The organism is Pseudoalteromonas sp. SG41-5, assembly GCF_014164495.1.
GTDB lineage: Bacteria > Pseudomonadota > Gammaproteobacteria > Enterobacterales > Alteromonadaceae > Pseudoalteromonas > Pseudoalteromonas rhizosphaerae.
In genome coordinates this window covers 34,023-51,785 of the sequence record NZ_JACJFH010000017.1, presented here as the reverse complement: position 1 = coordinate 51,785, position 17,763 = coordinate 34,023, and the positions used below count along the sequence as shown (strand labels likewise).

Below are 17,763 nucleotides of genomic sequence, written 5' to 3'. Positions count from 1 at the left end.
GATAGGCGAAATGCTCAAGACATTTCGCCTTTTTCGTGCTATACCCAAATAATAAATCTAGTAACTAAAAAATAAAAAAAGTGATGCATGTTGCTAAAAAAAGCTAACCAACTACTTGCCGAAAACAAACTCCAAGAAGCGGAGTTTCACTATAAAACCTTGCTTGAAAGTGATCCCCAAAATGGCGAGGCACTATTTGGTTTGGGCCGTATTGCCCTGCGCTTAGAGCGCTTTGATGCTGCAGTTTATTTATTACAAAGAAGCTGTGAACGTCTGCCTAATATGTTGGAGCCACTGCACGCGTTAGCGGATGCATTTAATGGCGTTAATTCGCCAAATGATGCATTAACCGTACTGGAGTACGCAAAAAGCATTGCTAGTCATAACCCAGAGCCACACTATTATCTCGCACAACATTATTTAACCCATGGCGAATTAGATAAAGCACACACCACCTTTGCACAAGCACTAAGTATTGGTTTATATCCTGTCACTGCTTATATTTTATTTGAACTGGTACAACTTGGCCGCTTTGATCAACAGCATAACTACATCAGTAACTTGCATCATTTACTCACACAAACCAATAATTTACGTTTAAAAATGGTTTGTTATTACGCCTTGGCAAAAAGTTATGATCAACTCAATGATATAGAACAAGCTGTAAATTATTATAAACTAGCCAATAAATTGCAGCTGCAATTGAGTAGCTTCAACACTGAACAATTAACGCCGTTTTATCAAAGTATTATGCGTTATAACCCAAAAAGTTTATTTGCCACTATCAAGCCTGGATTTACTGGTACTGTTACGCCCGTTTTTATTATTGGCATGCCACGCAGTGGCTCAACATTATTAGAACAAATGTTAGCTTCACATAGTGAATTTGCAAGCCTTGGGGAAGATCGCTGTATTAGCTCGCAAGTTGTTGCATTCATAGAACAACAAACCAAGTTGCCCTACCCTGAATGTATCAGCGCACTAACACCGCAACTGATTGAGCAAGCGCGGGCTCTTTATACCGCACGGTTAAAACAAGCAAAACCTATTCGCGCGTTTATGATCAACAAATTGCCCGCTAATTATCAATCGTTAGGGCTTATCTATTTATTGTTTCCAAATGCTAAGTTTATTAACTTGCAGCGCGATTTTAATGCCACAGCTTGGTCCGTTTATAGTAATTACTTTGCAGAAAATGAACCTTATTTTTGCTCATTATCTGAATTTAAACGTTACTATGATTTATACCAAGGTTTGATGACGCATTGGCAACAAGCAATACCTTCGGCTATCTTAGATGTTCATTATGAGCAACTGATCAGCGAGCCGCGCGATACGTTAAAAAGCGTATTTACATTTTTAGGTACCGCATTTGAAGCACAATGTTTAGACTTTTATAAATCAAAAAAACCAGTTACCACGCTTAGCAAAGCAGCTGTACGAAAACCGCTACATAACCGTGCAATAGAACACTGGAAACGTTTTGAAACGCCACTCAGGGCGTTGCTGAATGACGCTCAAACCACGTCACTAGATCCTTAAATTGATCTGCTTTAGCACTGGCGTGCGTTAACATATTAATATGATCGTAATCATATTGATGGCCGTGTTTTTTCCCGTACATTTGCAGGTGTTGAATACCAGTACCTGACTCGGCAATAAATTTTTCAATATCAATTTGTTGTGCAAGCGCTTTGTCTTTCACCCCCCCTATGTGTAAGGTCGGTGGCAAACTTAAGCCAGCCACAGCTTGCGCGTAATCAAACCCGTCGTCGCTATCTAACCATGGTTTACGTTTAGCCCATTGCATACTTTGATAATGCGACTTTTTAGTTTCATCATCACTGCCCCACTTGAGTCTTTTGGCGGGTAAATAACCATGTTTTTTAGCCAGTATTGGCGCTAAAAAATACCAAATCAAATTTCCTTGAAGGTATTTTTGTGGATGATGATTATAAAGCGAGCGTTTAGTACCAAAGTAAGCACATGCTTTTACATCATTGATATACTGTGGGAAACGCGCAAACACACTGTTCATTAATACACCACCCCACGAATGGGCTACCCAATACGCTGGTGGTCTACCTTCACGCTCGGTAATTTTAGCAATAAAAGCGGGAATATCTTCAATAATAGCTTCGGTTTGGCCATAGTGAGCATGCTTTGAGATAGCCGGTTTGCTGTCACCACGACCTCGTAGATCAGCCACATAACACACATATCCTTGCTCAGCTAAAAAAGGGGCTAAACCCTTATTCGAATGCGTATAAAATATTTTGCCATTTTCAACAGCACCATGCATAAACAACACAGCTGGCCCAGCGGCTTTGCTGTTATCTGCTATGCGGCGCAAATGTAATGTTTGTAGCTCAGTTAGTTTAATAAATACTGATTCTTGTACGATCGCCATTTCAGTTCCTTGTTGTCATTGTTATGAACCGCAACTCATCCTACCAGTAATTTAAACAAGATCACACGTCAATGTGTTTCTCTGGTAAAATAATTTTTTTGTTTGTTAAGCTAATTATTTGTTATGAAATCAACACCATTAAAATCAAAACTACACCCTCGAAATCGCCATAACGAAGGCTATGATTTAGACTACCTAAGTATTCAAGTGCCCACTTTAAAACCATATATCGTGCTTACTCCCAATGGTACTAAAAGTATTGATTTTAGTGATAACAAAGCAGTAAAAACGCTTAATCAAGCACTTTTGCAAGCGTACTATAACGTTGATTTTTGGGATATACCTGAACACAACCTTTGCCCACCGATTCCAGGACGCGTTGATTACATTCACTACTTGGCCGATTTACTAGCAAACGATAATCAAGGCGTTATACCTCAAGGCAGACAAGTTAAAGTGCTGGATATAGGTACTGGTGCGAACATAATTTACCCGTTACTAGCAAGCCATGAATATAACTGGAGCGTCACAGGCTCAGATATAGATCCGAGCGCTGTAAAATTAGCCAAACAAATCGTACAATTTAATAATCGCAAAATTACCGTCAAGCTACAAAAGCAGTCGCAGCATATTTTTCAGGGGGTAATAAATGCAAAAGAGCTTTTTCATATTACATTGTGTAACCCTCCTTTTCATGCCAGTGAACAACAAGCAGCTCAAAGTAGCGAGCGGAAATGGAAAAACTTAGGCAAAGCCCCTAAATCGGCTTTAAATTTTGGCGGGCAACATAATGAGCTTTGGTGTGAAGGTGGCGAAGCGCAATTCATTTGTACCATGATCGATGAAAGTGCCCTATTTGCTGAGCAGTGTATGTGGTTTACCTCTTTAGTTTCAAAAAAAGAAAACTTAGCCACGTTACAAGCACAATTAAAAACACACCCTGTGGCTGAAGTTAAAATCATTGAAATGGCGCAAGGGCAAAAAGTGAGTCGCTTTATTGCGTGGAGTTATTTTGATCAACAAACTCGCCAAGAGATCAGCCAGCAATTTACACAACCGGAGATATCATGATTGATTTTCGTTCTGATACTGTCACTAAGCCCTGCGCTAAAATGCGCGAAATTATGTTCAATGCCCCTTTAGGTGATGATGTATATGGTGATGATCCCAGTATTAATAAATTAGAAAGCGTTGCAGCACAGCGTCATGGCTTTGCCAGTGCATTGTTTTGTAGCTCCGGCACCCAAGCAAACTTATTAGCGTTAATGGCTCATTGCGAACGTGGTGATGAATATATTTGTGGGCAAAATGCACACAATTATAAATTTGAAGGCGGTGGCGCGGCAGTGCTTGGATCAATCCAACCGCAACCTATCGAGAATGAAAATGATGGCAGCCTCTGCTTTGACAAAATACGCGCCGCTATCAAACCCAAAGACTTTCACTTTGCTAATACCCGCTTACTCAGTTTAGAAAACACCATTGGCGGTAAAGTGCTGCCATTAAGTTATTTAGCCCAAGCGCGTGAGTTCACTCACAGCCATCAATTAGCACTGCATTTGGATGGTGCTCGCGTTTATAACGCTGCGGTTGCGCTTAGGGTAGATATTACCGAGATAACTAAACACTTTGACTCCGTGTCTATTTGCTTATCAAAAGGCTTAGGCGCACCAGTAGGCTCATTACTACTTGGCTCTGTTGAACTGATCAATAAAGCAAGGCGTTGGCGTAAAGTACTTGGCGGCGCTATGCGCCAAGCTGGTATGCTGGCAGCCGCTGGCCACTATGCACTTGAGCACAATGTTAGCCGTTTAGCCGACGATCACAGCAATGCGCGTTACTTAGCGCAGCAGCTCAGTGCCATTGAAGGCTTTAACGTTGACTTGTCGCGCGATACAACCAATATGGTCTATGCAAATGTTGCTGATAGTGTTGATATTAATGCCATTGCACAGCAACTAAAAGCACAAGGGATAGTATTCAGCCCAAGCAAAACTTTGCGTTTAGTAACTCATTTACAGATCACTCGAGCCGATATTGATCAATTTATAGCAGCGTTAACTTCGGCGCTGCATGTTTAACGCAGCTTTATAGTGTTTGCGGCACACCGACACATAACGGTCGTTGCCGCCAATTTCCACTTGATTACCATCGGCAATCGCTTTGCCTTGCTCATCCGTACGCAATACATGGTTCGCTTTGCGACCGCAATGACACACCGTTTTAAGTTCAACCAGTTTATCAGCCCACGCTAGTAAGTACTGCGAGCCGCTAAATAACTCGCCTCTAAAGTCATTACGCAAGCCATAGCACAACACCGGAATGCCTAATTCATCCACCACATCGGTCAGTTGCATTACTTGCTGACGTGATAAAAATTGACATTCATCCACCAGCACACAATGACGTTTTTGTTCACTATTAAGCTGTTTGATCAGTTCAAAAACATCTTTGTCAGCATCAAAAATATGTGCATCAGCTTGTAAACCAATTCGAGAAGATACCTTACCAACACCAGCACGATCATCCAATGCAGCCGTTAAAATAACGGGCTCCATGCCGCGTTCGCGATAGTTAAATGCCGATTGTAAAAGCGTGGTAGATTTACCTGCGTTCATTGCAGAATAATAAAAGTACAGCTGAGCCATGAAAATGCCTACCCTGAAAAAAGTGCGCTAATGCTACCTTAATCTTGATTGAACATCACCTTTTTTACCCGTGTTATAGAACTATAACTCAACGGTGCCTGCTACTGACGACCCTAGCTTCGTGATTAGTTTTATCTAAATATTCAACATACAGCTTGGCATTATCTTGTGCAGCGATGGTTTGCCAAATACGTTGACTAAGCGCCTTATGCTGTTGATAAAACTGCTTAGAGAAAAGCAAATAGCCTTGGGCTTTTTCAAGTGGAGGATAAATGGCTTGTACTTGGGCTGTTTTATACCGGAAGTTTGATACTTTCCGATCGCCAACTTGGCACACGTCAAGCGTAGCATCAACGACTCCACGGTCGATCAACTCAACGGCTTTTTCGACTGAGGAAGTATGTTGAACAAAAAAAGGCTCTTGATGTAATACCTTGCCTAAGTCATAACCGTTCGCAATAGCTAATGTAAAAGCCCTGGTCTGAAATACTTCGCGGCTTTGCCATTGCTGGTGAAATTTTTTTCCGCCGATGAGACAACTGCCAAATTCACTCACTGCAAAACGCGGATCCAGTTGCTGAGTTCCATCCATTGGGTATTGGGCAAATTCAGTTCGTTCAGGTCGATAGGTAGCAATAACCGCATTCACTTTATTTGTACGCAGATCATTTAAACAACTTAGCCAAGCTTTACGCTGATAACGAATAGACAGTTGTGAAAGTGTATTATCAAGATTTTGTAGGATTTCTAGCGATGCTTCTGGTTGAGTACCTAACATTTCATTGCTTTGCGCTAAAAACATCGGCGCGACAGTTTTATCTTCATAACAAAAAATTAGTTCAGTTGAGTTAGCAATTGCCGCTGTTGATAGCAAACTACACCCGCTACTGAGTACCAATAACGCCAATAAATTATCCCTAACACGTTTATTTTGTTTCATTTTATCTTGCTCCCTAGACGTTTCATCTAAAGTGTAGACCGAAAAAATGAATTGTTTAGTAACTAAACCAAAAAATTTAGATGATCCCTTCGTGCTCAAGTAACCACTGCTTGCGCTCTAGCCCACCCGCATAGCCGGTCAATTTACCATTGGCACCAATAATACGGTGACACGGCACAATAATACTGATTGGGTTTTTACCATTAGCAGCCCCCACTGCGCGAACTGCCTTGGGATTATTGAGTGCATGAGCAATATCTGAATAACTCTGTGTTTGTCCAAATGGCACCGCGGTGAGCGCTTGCCATACCGCTTGTTGAAAAGCAGTGCCATGGGTGGCTAGAGTGACATCAAAGGTTGTTCGCTTGCCTGCAAAGTAGTCATTAAGCTGCGCAGCACAATTTAAAATATGTGGCTGCTCAACATCTGAAAATGGGGTTTCTGAGCACTCTATAACTGGATAAAAGCCCACATAACTGACCCCGTGTTGGTTACCTTGAATAATAATCTCATCAATTGGGCTGGGTATGCGGGTTTGGATAATAGTCATGTTAGCTGCTGCCATAGTTGAAAGGTTAAATAGGAGCGAAATGGCGCGCACATCTCATCATTAAATGGTTTTGCCCCCGCTTGGGCTTTCTTTACGCCTAAATCTCCCGCTAATAAAATATCGGGCTGACTTTGGCCGCGTAATTTTGCATAGTTTACTGTCCAAGGTCCAATCCCTTTGAGTGGCAGCCATTGATCAAGCTGATGACAATCAGGGTTATCGGCGCAAAACTGCGCTAAATTACGCAGCGCATTCTTTCTCGCTTGAGGCATTTTAAAAAATGCCAGCTCACTGTTTGCCACTACCTCAGGGGTTGGAAAATACACTCGCTCGCCATCTTGTTCGCCCAGTTCATCCACCAGCTGAGTCACTAAGTTATGCGCGGCAGTTACACTTACTTGTTGGCCAAGTACCGCACGAATACCAGCCTCAAATACCGACCAAATACCCGGTAACCGCAATCCTTGGGTTAACACAATTGCCCCTTGAAGTTGAGTTGCTAGGTGTTGTTCGATTTGCGCAGTATCGGCATCTAAATCGAGCACCCTGCGAATTTCACTTAAAATAGGCTGTAAAAAGCGCGGCTGATCAATATCAATGCTGACTAAAAAGTGATGTTTGTGCTCTACAAACTCAGCCGTAAACTGACCTTGGCAATGCTGATTTTTAAAGCTGCGACCATAATATGTCTCGCCAAGCCACTCAAGAGGTGAAATTAACCGCGTAGCTAAAAATTGCTGTAACGCAGTCCAATTATAAGGGGGCCGAAAAGGTAATTTAAGCGTCAACATCGCACGTGTTGTGCTGCGCTCACCACGCATTTTTGACGGGCAAATATGTAACTGCTGTAAAAACGCATCATTAAAGCGACGAATACTATTAAAGCCCGCTGCAAAAGCAACTTGAGATACCGATAAATTAGTTTCTTGCAGCAGTTTTTTAGCAAAATGACATTGATTAAATAACCGATACTGAGTTACTGAGATACCAAAATGTTGCTGAAATAACTGCCTTAAATAGCGGCTACTCACGCCGAGTCGCTCAGCTAACTGTTCACAGCTATGTTGCGTTGTTAAGTCACTGTCTATCAGCTGTTTGGCTCGCAGCGCTGTGGTTTTTGTTCCTTGCCATGCGCTACTTCCAGGGGCGCTATCTGGACGACAACGAATGCACGGGCGAAATCCAGCCTGGGCAGCATTGTGCGCATATTGAAAGTACTCTACGTTTTGCTCTTTTGCAGTAGGGGCAGGACAAATTGGCCGACAATAAATACCGGTGCTTTTAACACCGATGAAAAAGAGTCCATCAAAACGATGGTCGCGGCTTTGTCTGGCAAGTTGCCAATGGCTAGTATCCATAAGGTGCTCTTAACTATACATCTGCTAATAGAGTACGTGAAAAAACACAGTTTACTAGCCATTTTCGGCACTCAACCTTTATTCGCTGATTGATTTACTGGTAGCAGCTAAATAACGACGCTCAACTTCAGCCCAATTAATAACATTATAAAATGCTGCGATATACTCCGGGCGGCGGTTTTGGTATTTCAGATAATAGGCGTGCTCCCACACATCTAAACCTAAAATCGGCGTGTTGCCGTGCATTAATGGACTATCTTGATTTAAACTACTTTCCACCACAAGCTGGTTATCTTTATTAACACTTAGCCACGCCCAGCCACTGCCGAAGCGACTAACAGCTGCCGCTGTAAATGACTCTTTAAAGTTATCAAAGCCGCCAAGCTGCTCTGTGATCGCATCTAATAAGCTCCCTTTTGGCTGATCCCCACCATTGGGGCTCATTACTGTCCAAAACAATGAATGGTTTGCATGTCCGCCACCATGCTCTTGCACTACTTTTTGCAGCTCAGTTGGCAACGTGTCAATCTTTGCGAGTAACTCATGTACATCAGTATCACTATACTGGGTATTTTCAAGTGCCGCATTGGCTTTATTGATATATGTTTGATGATGCAAAGTATGGTGGATCTCCATAGTTTTAGCATCTAAATGTGGCTCTAACGCATCGTACTCATATGGTAATGGGGGTAATGTAAACGCCATAATTGTTCCTTGTCGGATTAAGATAAGTGATCAATGCACAGTGGCAGTTTGATCTGGGGTGTAACTTAACGTCTGATTGATTTGTTCTATTAATTGCGGGTAATGACTGTGCAATTTGGCAAACTGTACTAACTCTGTGTAGGTTTTGTGATGATGGTGCACAACCACTGTACGCACCGTATCGCATGGATGCTGGAGCAAATGACTTAAACTTATATGCACATCACACAAACACTGACACGCTTGCTCTGCTTGGTTCATGGCTCGATATGTATCCGCTAAATTATGAGCGGCAACAACGAATGCGGGGCAGCAATGTTCAATTGCGCTAATAACTGACTGGCATATTTTTGCTTGGCTAAATTGGCTTAATAAACGAGCTGAGAGGGTGTGTGCTGTCGTGTATTTATCGCGAGCTTCAATTAAAGCACCGCGTTCAAACGCTGTATTTCCAGCAATGATGTTGGCTTGCCAAGGACTTAATACTTGCTCAACCTGAGACAATTTATTGCTGCTGTGAAACTGTGGGTGTGACATAAAAATCACCTGCACAAAATTAAATGATGTGATTAATTTACACAGTCAAACAACTTAATGCAAATGATTTTTATTTATATTACGTATTTTTATTTCTCGGCAAAATCAATTAATGCTTGTCCTGTAAGCCGATAAATGATCCACTCATTTTGTGGCTCTGCCCCCATACTATTGTAAAAATCGATCGCAGGTTGATTCCAGTCAAGTACCACCCATTCAAAACGGCCACAATCTTTTGCGATAGCTTGGCGTGCCAAATGTTGCATAATCAGTTTACCCGCACCATTACCTCGGCTATCTGGGCTGACATATAAGTCTTCAAGGTACAAGCCATTCTTGCCAAGCCAAGTCGAATAATTGTAAAAGTACACCGCAAAGCCAATTGGCGTATCGCCTTCAAAACAAATCAAACTATGCGCTGTTGCACCTTCACTAAACAGGGTTTTTAAAATCGCCTGTTCATCGGTTTTAACCGCATCGGGCTCTTTTTCATAAATTGCCAATTCGGTAATAAAATGCAAAATAGTAGCAGCATCCGAAGGCTGCGCATCTCTTAAGGTAATCGTTTTTTGGTCTGTCATAAGCTCTCTTATTTATTACTGCATTGTTTAATACTGATCTAGTTTATCTTTTAATATTTGTAGTTGAATTGGTTTAGCCAAGTAGTCATCCATTCCAGACGCTAAACACAGCTGTTTGTCTTCATCCATTGCATTGGCTGTGAGTGCAATAATTGTGATCTGTTGATGTTTAGCACCCGCCTCACCGGCACGAATTGCGCGAGTAGCGTCAAATCCATCCAGCACCGGCATTTGGCAGTCCATGAGCACTAAATTAAAGTGTTCTGCAGGTACTTTCGCTAAAATATCAAGGGCTTGCTGACCATTCTCCGCTAGCGTTACGGTAAAATTCAGTTTACTTAACATTAGTTTAGATACTTGCTGGTTAATCGGATTGTCTTCAACCAATAAAATATGGCTATTTGCTCTATGCTGATCACTACGCAGTGAGGATATATAACTTGATGTCACTAAAGGTAAATCGGCGCTACCACCACCGTGAGCGATCACCGCCATGGCACTGATCAAATCTGCCGTAGTGATAGGTTTTGGAAAATACGCTTGGAACCCTGCATCGCTAAAACGTTGTACTCCTTCCATGCCAGCAATACTGGTCATCATTACTAATGGCATTGCTTTAAAATCATCATCGGCTTTTAATTTTCGACACAGTGCTAAGCCATCCATTCCTGGCATTTGCATATCCAACACGGCAATATCATACAAATTAAGTTTATCTGCAAGGCGCTTTTTACATAACTGCAAGGCTTGTGCTGCATTACAAGCAAGCTCAACTTTTGCACCCCAATGAGCAAGCTGTTGGCTTATCACAATCCGATTGGTTTCGTTATCATCAACCACCAATATAGTGAGCTTGGTCATATCTATGGTCGGTATACTACGCTCAGTGTCACTTCCCGCCTCTAGCATCACTGTCGCGGTAAACTCACAACCATGCCCTACCTCACTGACTAACGTTACTTCTCCACCCATTAACTCACACAATTGTTTACTAATCGCCAAACCTAATCCAGTGCCGCCATATTCACGCGTAGTCGAGGCATCTACTTGCGAAAATGGGCTGAATAAATCTTCTTGCTTGGTTAGATCAATTCCGATGCCAGAGTCTTTTACACTAATACTGAGCTGATATTGTTGTTCAATAGGAGTTACTGATGCGCGGATCACTACTTCACCTTGCGCAGTAAACTTAACAGCGTTACTCAGTAAATTGGTCAGCACTTGGCGAATACGCCCCGGATCGCCTTTAAATTGCACCGGTGTCACAGCCACTAAATCAATAATGATTTCGATATCTTTATCTTGCGCCGCAAGGGCTTGAGATTCCGCCACCTCTCCGAGTAAATTACAGACATTGAAGTTGATACTTTCTAACTCGATTTTACCGGCTTCAACTTTCGAAAAATCTAAAATATCATTGATCACCGACAATAAAGAATGCGCGCTATTTTTTGCTATCGCGACTTTCGTTCGCACCGGCTTGGTCAACGCTTCAAGTTCGATCAGCTCAAGCATACCCAACACCCCATTCATTGGGGTACGAATTTCATGACTCATGGTTGCTAAAAATTGACTTTTTGCTGTTGCAGCAGCATTGGCTTTGACTAATGCAATTTTCAGCTCTTGGGCGGTTTGCTTACGCCTTTGCGACATTAACACGCTGCCCACTAAGGTAGCTAAAGAGCGTAAGTAGGTTTCTTCATTTTGGCTCCAACAGCGATAGCTACCGACACTTTCCGCACAGAGCACTCCTAATATACCCTCACCGGTAGATATAACGGCATCGAGCATCGAATTAATATTTAATGGTGTTGTGTAAGTGTCAATCAATTCGGCGGTTGCAGGATGGCTATTAACATCATTAATTGCCACTAAACCTTGTGCAAATATTGCTTGGTAATAAGCGGGAAATTCACTCGCTTTAAGCACTAAAGGCTGCTCAACAAAACCTTGATCATCGATAAATAAACTCACGCACGTCATTTCATCGCTAGCTTCATCAAACACCCACACTGCTGAGCGTTGCACATCAAGTACATCACACATTGACTGCGTCACTAAATTTTTTACTACATCGAAATTACCTGCCAATAACTCAGGTGAGACGGTTAAACTCGCTAGGTTTTTATTATATTGGTTGGCTTTTTTACTCTCTAATTCGAGATGTTTATAAGTATCAATATTTTGAAATGAACCATACACACGCACGCAACGTTCATTTTTAAATTCAACTTGCCCTATCGACTTAACCCACCTTTCATTGCCTAACGCTGTGACAAGGATTAACTCAATTTCCCAGCTATTACCATTAATAACTGCATCTTCAAACAGTTCGCTAATTTTATCACGATGTTCACCTTGCTTATAAAAATCAAGAGCTTGCCCTATTACTGGCTGGTAGTCGTCAGCGACTTCATGAATTGCTTTGACTTCATCGGACCAATACATTGTCTGTGCTTCTAAATCCACTTCCCAGGCACCAATTTGGCCTTGTTTACTCATTGCTTCAAGTAAACTTTGTTGGCGATAAAGTGTCGATTGAGTATGATAACGCTCGGTTATATCATGAATAAAACCATCTAAATACAATACGTTGCCAGCCTGATCATACACTGCTTGACCTTTTTCATGTACCCAATGAATACTGCCATCAGAAGCGACCAAACGATATTCTAATGACCATGGCTGACGAGCATCAACATCGACTCTCACTTTCTCAGCCACGCTTGAGACATCATCAGGGTGAATTAATTCAATAAAGCTCAGCTTATGATTATCAACTAAATCACTTGGTTCATAGCCGGTAATAACTTTTGTTTGTTCACTCAGGTAGAGCATGCTCCATTGGGCATCGTATTTACATCGATACACAATGCCTGGAATATTGCCGACCAGAGACACAAATCGGTCGCGACTCAATTGCAATTGTGCTTCGGTTTCTTTTCGCTCTGTAATATCAAGGTGAGTACCTATCATTCGTTTTGCAGAGCCATCACTATTGCGCTCAACGATACGTCCTGTGGTCAGTACCCACACCCAATGTCCGAGACGATGCAACATACGAACTTCGCAGACATAATAATCGCTCTCACCCGCAAAATGCTGCTCTAAAAGCTGCCCTGAAGTAACAAGATCATCTGGATGAGTATATTTGTTCCATGTATTAAAATCAGTTGGTTGTAGTTCTTCTAATTTATAACCGATAATACTCGCCCAGCGGTTATTAAAATATGCTTTGCCAGTATCTACATACCAGTCCCAGATCCCTACTGCAGTGCTGTCCAGCACTAATTGCAATTGTGTTTTATGCTGTTCGAGTTCAAATTCTTGTAATTTCAATGCGGTAATGTCTGTGCGTATAGCAATATAACTTTGCGGTTGCCCATGCTCATCTAAAAAAGGCGCTACGGTGGTATCGACCCAATAAAAGTTACCATTTTTTGCTCGATTACAGATTTGCGCATGCCATACATTGCCTGCGATTAAGGTTTTATACATGCCTTTAAAAAAATCTTTAGGATGAGTCCCTGAATTTAAAATACGGTGATTTTTTCCTAACAATTCACTTTCGCAGTAACCGCTGATCTCACAAAATTTCTTATTAACAAAGGTGATCGTGCCCTTGATATCAGTCACAGCAACAATTGCATGTTCATCAAGTGCGCTTTTTTGTTCCGCTAACTGTTTTAAGGCAAGTTGAAGCGCTGTGCTTTGATGCTCTAGCCGTTCTTGCTGTTGTACCTTGCTACTAACTAAGTGTTCTAGATCAATCGACAGCTGATGTAATTCACTACTGTCTTCCAGAATAGGAATATTGTTGCGCTCACCTCGGGTTATTTCAGCGCTGGCATTGGCAAGACTAATGAACGGGCGAGATAAACGTCGTCCAAACCACCACGATAGAATTAAGATCACTAAAAATGCAAAAGCATTAGCAACCACAGCTGCAAACTTATAGTCACTGGCACCTTGCAACATAACGGCTGCAGGCTTTTCAACCAATAGCTGCCAGCCTGTGGCGTTTGCAAAATTCAAGTCCGTTAAAATGGCATAGTGTAATGTGTCATCTATTTTTCGATAGGTAAAAACCTGTTCAGTATTTGCCACATTAGTAAAATAATCAGCTTTTGGTAATACACTCGGGTGCAATTGGGCACCTTTGATTTCACCTGCTTTCACAATAAAGAAAGTTAGTTCCTCATTATTATTATGAATATGCTCTAAATTATCGAGCAAGCCTTGAAAATTTATATTCGCTAATACTATTGCATAAAGTCCGCGTTGCTCGTCTATCATAGGTAACGCCACAAAATGATGTGTTTCAGCCCCCATTGAAGATATAAATACACTTTTTTGCCCTTGCTCAATAGCCGCTAGCATCGCAATTAACTGATCACGATTTAAGGCTGAAAACGCACTGTTATTAACTGGATTTGGGGTATTTGAGGGGTCGAAGATAATATGAATTTCATTGACAAAATCATATCGATCAACAAACTCATCAATCAGTAGCCGTTTATTTAGCTGGCTATGACTTAGTTGATCATTTAATAGGTATAGGTCTTTAATGTGATCTGCAAACCAAATATTCGCAAATTGCTTACCAATACTGCTTAATTCACCAAGTTCAGTTTGGGCGCTTTTTTCAAGGGAGTTGCTTACATGTTGAAGACTAAACCAAGACATTAAAAATAATGGTGCTAGCGCAATGACAATAAAAGTAACAATCAGTTTCGTCCGTATAGATTGGCTTTTATTTTTTAACAGGCCATTCAGCATTGTATTTCCATAATCAACTTTTTATTGTTTTAGAAACTTACTTATATTAATGCACTAAATAGCACAAGACGCAAGTTTATGCGCCTTGTGTAAGGTACTGCAGTAGAGCTAGTTTTTATTCCCGTTGACACGGTAAAACTGCTGACTAAATTGAGTGTAGAGTACCGGCAATACAAATAAGGTAAGAAAGGTTGCGGTAAATAATCCGCCAACAATAACTGTTGCTAATGGTTTTTGAATTTCAGCGCCGATCCCTGTTGATATCAACATGGGTATCAAACCAAGCGCTGAGGTTAACGCCGTCATTAGTACGGGTCGCAGCCGAGATAGTGCGCCATTAAATGCTGCGCTTTGTAGACTATCTCCCGCTTTAACGCGATTATTAATACTCTCAACCATCACCACGCCGTTAAGCACAGCTACCCCAAACAAGGTAATAAAACCCACAGAGCTTGGCACTGATAAATATTGCCCTGATACGTAAAGTGCAACCACACCACCAATAACAGCTAACGGCACATTGACTAAAATCAGCAATGCTTGGCCTATCGAGCCAAATGCAAAATACAAAAGTAATGCAATCAAAGCCAGCGAAATAGGTACCACGATAGATAAACGCTGCTGCGCACGTTGTTGGTTTTCAAATTGACCGCCAATACTAATGCTATAACCTGACGGTAAATCAACTTGCTCAGCTATGGCAAGGCGAATATCCGCGACGACTGAGCCCATATCGCGCCCTTGTACATTGGCTTGGATCACTACTCGGCGCTGAACGTCATCACGGCGCACTTGTGGCGGACCAGATTCAATATTAACCGTTGCGACATCCCCAACCCTAACCACGGCACCTGTCGGTGATAATAAACGCAGGTCTGCAATGGCTTCTGGGCTGTCACGAAACTCTGCCCCAATGCGCACATAAATATCATACCGCTCATTGGCATTAATAATTTGCCCTGCCGCAGTGCCGCCAATGCCATCTTGCACTATCGACATTAAATCCCCCACAGATAAACCATAGCGAGAAAGTGCTAAGCGGTTCGGTTTTATCACTAATTGTGCTTCACCAGCAATTTGTTCCATTGCCACATCTTTAGCGCCAGCAACACCTTTTACAGCTTGCTCAATTTGCTGCCCTTTAGCGACTAACACATCTAAATCAGCACCAAACAGCTTAATCGCTAGTTGCGCTTTCACCCCTGAGAGTAGCTCATCCACCCGCGTGGCTATCGGCTGTGAAAAGTTAAACAATAAACCAGGAAACTGCGCTAATTTTTGTTCCATTAACACTTGCAGTTGTGCACGATTAGCAGCTGATTGCCATTCACTCACTGGCTTTAAACCTAAGTAAATTTCAATATTATTAACTGGCTCTGGATCCCCCCCGACTTCTGGGCGACCAATTCGGCTAAGTGCATACTCAACTTCAGGAAAGGCCAATAATATCGCTTCCAACTTAGGAGCGACCATTAATGCTGTATCCAAGCTTGCCGAAGGTGCCAGTGTTACCCGTAAGTTAATAGTGCCTTCTTCAAGCTCTGGCACAAACTCAGTGCCTAGTTGCGGCAATAAGATACCAGCAATCATCACTAATATTCCCGCCAGCGAGATCACCGTTTTACGTGCGTTCATTGCCCAGCGTAAACATGTTTGATAAGTTTTATCTAACGGTTCAAGTAATACACTGCGCCTAACTGTGACACCTTTAGAAAATAAATACACTGCCATTGCTGGCACGATTACTAGCGCAACAATCACAGCAGAAATAATGGCTAACATGATACTTATAGCCATTGGCTGGAATAATTTAGCTTCTACACCTTCAAAACTAAACAGCGGCATAAACACGACTAAAATAATTAGTGCAGCAAAAAATACCGGCCTGGCAACTTCTTTAGCCGCCATAGAAATCAATTTAGCCGGTGAGTGATCAGCATGAGTATTGTTAGTTAAGTGACGAAAAATATTTTCCACCATCACCACAGAGCCATCCACCAGCATACCAATTGCCACAGCAATACCACCGAGTGACATCAAATTAGCCGAGAGCCCTAACCACGACATGACACATAAAGCCATACTAATGGAGATTGGTATAGACAATAAAACCAATAATGTGGCGCGTAAATTCATTAAAAACAACGCCAGCACAACCACAATAAATACAAACGCTAATAGCAAGGCATCTACCACAGTATCAACCGCTTTGGTGATCAAATCAGCTTGGTCATATAACGGTTCAAACGTCACCCCCTCTGGTAGTGCTTGATTGATCATCGCAATCCGCGCGCTAATACCATCAATGGTTTGCTTGGTATTTGCACCAATGCGTTTTAATACCACCCCTGTCACCACTTCACCTAATGATTGCACATTACCTTGACCATCTTTTTTACTCATCGTAGCGGCACCTTGGCGAATTTCACTGCCAAGCGTCACCTCTGCCACATCGGCAATGGTGATCACTGTGCCATTGATGGTTTTCAATGGCGTTTGTGCTATTTCTTGCAGCCCTAGTGTGCCGGCATTAAACCAACCTGTTCCACGAATAACTAACTGCTCTTGGCCGCGGTTCATATACCAGCCACCTACATTGGTGTTGTTTTCTTCCAGTGCAGTTACCACTTGTTGTTGCTCGAGCTGATAAGCTAATAACTTATTTGGGTTAAGATTTACTTGATATTGACGCACATCACCACCGAACGACAGTACTTCGGTAACCCCATCAACGGGTAAGATGAGTAACTTCACAATCCAATCGTTAAGCTGCGCAGCGCCATACTATCCAAGCCAGACTCAGGTGATGCCGCTAATAAGTATTGGTAAACCTGCCCGAGCCCTGACGTATTCGGGCCCATTTCTGGCAAGCCAATCCCGTCCGGGATCAGTTCTTTCGCTGCTTGCAAACGCTCAAATACCAGTTGGCGGGCAAAATAGATATCCACCCCTTCTTTAAACACCACGGTAACACCAGAAAGCCCCGTTTTAGAAATCGAACGAACTTGCTCTACATCAGGTAATGCATACATGACCGCTTCAATTGGGTAAGTGATCAGCTGCTCAACTTCAACGGCAGCCAAACCTGGTGCTTCGGTATTAACAGCCACTTGCACATTGGTAACATCTGGAAAAGCATCAAGGTTGAGTTTTGGGATCACCACAACACTGGTGACAATGAATACACAAAGAGTCAGCAAAACCAGTAGTCGATTAGCAATCGCACTATCTATTATATTATTAAACATAGTGTTA

The 17,763-nt window shown here is 42.1% G+C and carries 12 protein-coding genes and 1 pseudogene; 3 read left to right on the top strand and 10 right to left on the bottom strand.

Annotated features, from left to right (window positions below; translation table 11 throughout):
* Positions 1-87: 87 nt before the first annotated feature.
* A complete protein-coding gene (locus tag H5232_RS06905) occupies positions 88-1,542 on the top strand; it encodes a sulfotransferase (protein ID WP_182739588.1) in 1,455 nt (484 codons plus the stop codon).
* On the opposite strand, the gene H5232_RS06900 is transcribed toward H5232_RS06905, so the two are convergent.
* Positions 1,496-2,410, bottom strand: coding sequence for an alpha/beta hydrolase (locus H5232_RS06900; RefSeq protein WP_145236199.1), 915 nt, complete (start codon positions 2,408-2,410; stop codon positions 1,496-1,498). The two genes, H5232_RS06905 and H5232_RS06900, sit on opposite strands and share 47 nt — an antisense overlap.
* A gap of 123 nt (positions 2,411-2,533) precedes the next feature.
* Between H5232_RS06900 and rlmF the strand changes: the two genes are divergently transcribed.
* Both rlmF and ltaE read left to right on the top strand, forming a co-directional pair.
* Positions 2,534-3,481: a 23S rRNA (adenine(1618)-N(6))-methyltransferase RlmF gene (gene rlmF / locus H5232_RS06895; protein WP_182717825.1), complete on the top strand. Its 948-nt coding sequence runs from the start codon at positions 2,534-2,536 to the stop codon at positions 3,479-3,481.
* A complete protein-coding gene (ltaE, locus tag H5232_RS06890; RefSeq protein ID WP_182717824.1) occupies positions 3,478-4,491 on the top strand; it encodes a low-specificity L-threonine aldolase in 1,014 nt (337 codons plus the stop codon). Before rlmF ends, ltaE begins: the two co-directional genes overlap by 4 nt.
* Here ltaE and H5232_RS06885 read toward each other — a convergent pair.
* The 9 genes and pseudogenes from H5232_RS06885 to H5232_RS06845 all read right to left on the bottom strand — a co-directional run bounded on the left by H5232_RS06885 (position 4,468) and on the right by H5232_RS06845 (position 17,756).
* Positions 4,468-5,058 (bottom strand): thymidine kinase, encoded by a 591-nt coding sequence (locus H5232_RS06885; RefSeq protein WP_145236208.1) that lies wholly within the window; start codon positions 5,056-5,058, stop codon positions 4,468-4,470. The genes ltaE and H5232_RS06885 overlap by 24 nt on opposite strands.
* A gap of 88 nt (positions 5,059-5,146) precedes the next feature.
* The gene (locus tag H5232_RS06880) at positions 5,147-5,998 is read right to left on the bottom strand and encodes an amino acid ABC transporter substrate-binding protein (RefSeq protein WP_246175464.1); all 852 of its coding nucleotides are present in this window, start codon (positions 5,996-5,998) and stop codon (positions 5,147-5,149) included.
* Between the two features lie 76 nt (positions 5,999-6,074).
* Complete coding sequence (locus tag H5232_RS06875) at positions 6,075-6,548, bottom strand: methylated-DNA--[protein]-cysteine S-methyltransferase (RefSeq protein WP_149980090.1); 474 nt, start codon at positions 6,546-6,548, stop codon at positions 6,075-6,077.
* Complete coding sequence (locus H5232_RS06870) at positions 6,545-7,906, bottom strand: DNA-3-methyladenine glycosylase 2 family protein (RefSeq protein ID WP_182830694.1); 1,362 nt, start codon at positions 7,904-7,906, stop codon at positions 6,545-6,547. Before H5232_RS06870 ends, H5232_RS06875 begins: the two co-directional genes overlap by 4 nt.
* Positions 7,907-7,984: 78 nt before the next feature.
* The gene (locus H5232_RS06865; RefSeq protein ID WP_149980088.1) at positions 7,985-8,611 is read right to left on the bottom strand and encodes a superoxide dismutase; all 627 of its coding nucleotides are present in this window, start codon (positions 8,609-8,611) and stop codon (positions 7,985-7,987) included.
* A 30-nt stretch (positions 8,612-8,641) separates the two neighbouring features.
* Positions 8,642-9,148 (bottom strand): hypothetical protein, encoded by a 507-nt coding sequence (locus H5232_RS06860; RefSeq protein WP_182717821.1) that lies wholly within the window; start codon positions 9,146-9,148, stop codon positions 8,642-8,644.
* An 89-nt stretch (positions 9,149-9,237) separates the two neighbouring features.
* Positions 9,238-9,729 carry a GNAT family N-acetyltransferase gene (locus H5232_RS06855; RefSeq protein WP_149980086.1) on the bottom strand — a complete coding sequence of 164 codons (492 nt, stop codon included), beginning with the start codon at positions 9,727-9,729 and terminating at the stop codon, positions 9,238-9,240.
* A 27-nt stretch (positions 9,730-9,756) separates the two neighbouring features.
* Complete coding sequence (locus H5232_RS06850; protein ID WP_182830693.1) at positions 9,757-14,508, bottom strand: PAS domain-containing protein; 4,752 nt, start codon at positions 14,506-14,508, stop codon at positions 9,757-9,759.
* Positions 14,509-14,616: 108 nt separating this feature from the next.
* Positions 14,617-17,756: pseudogene (locus H5232_RS06845) on the bottom strand (efflux RND transporter permease subunit).
* Between the last annotated feature and the right edge of the window lie 7 nt (positions 17,757-17,763).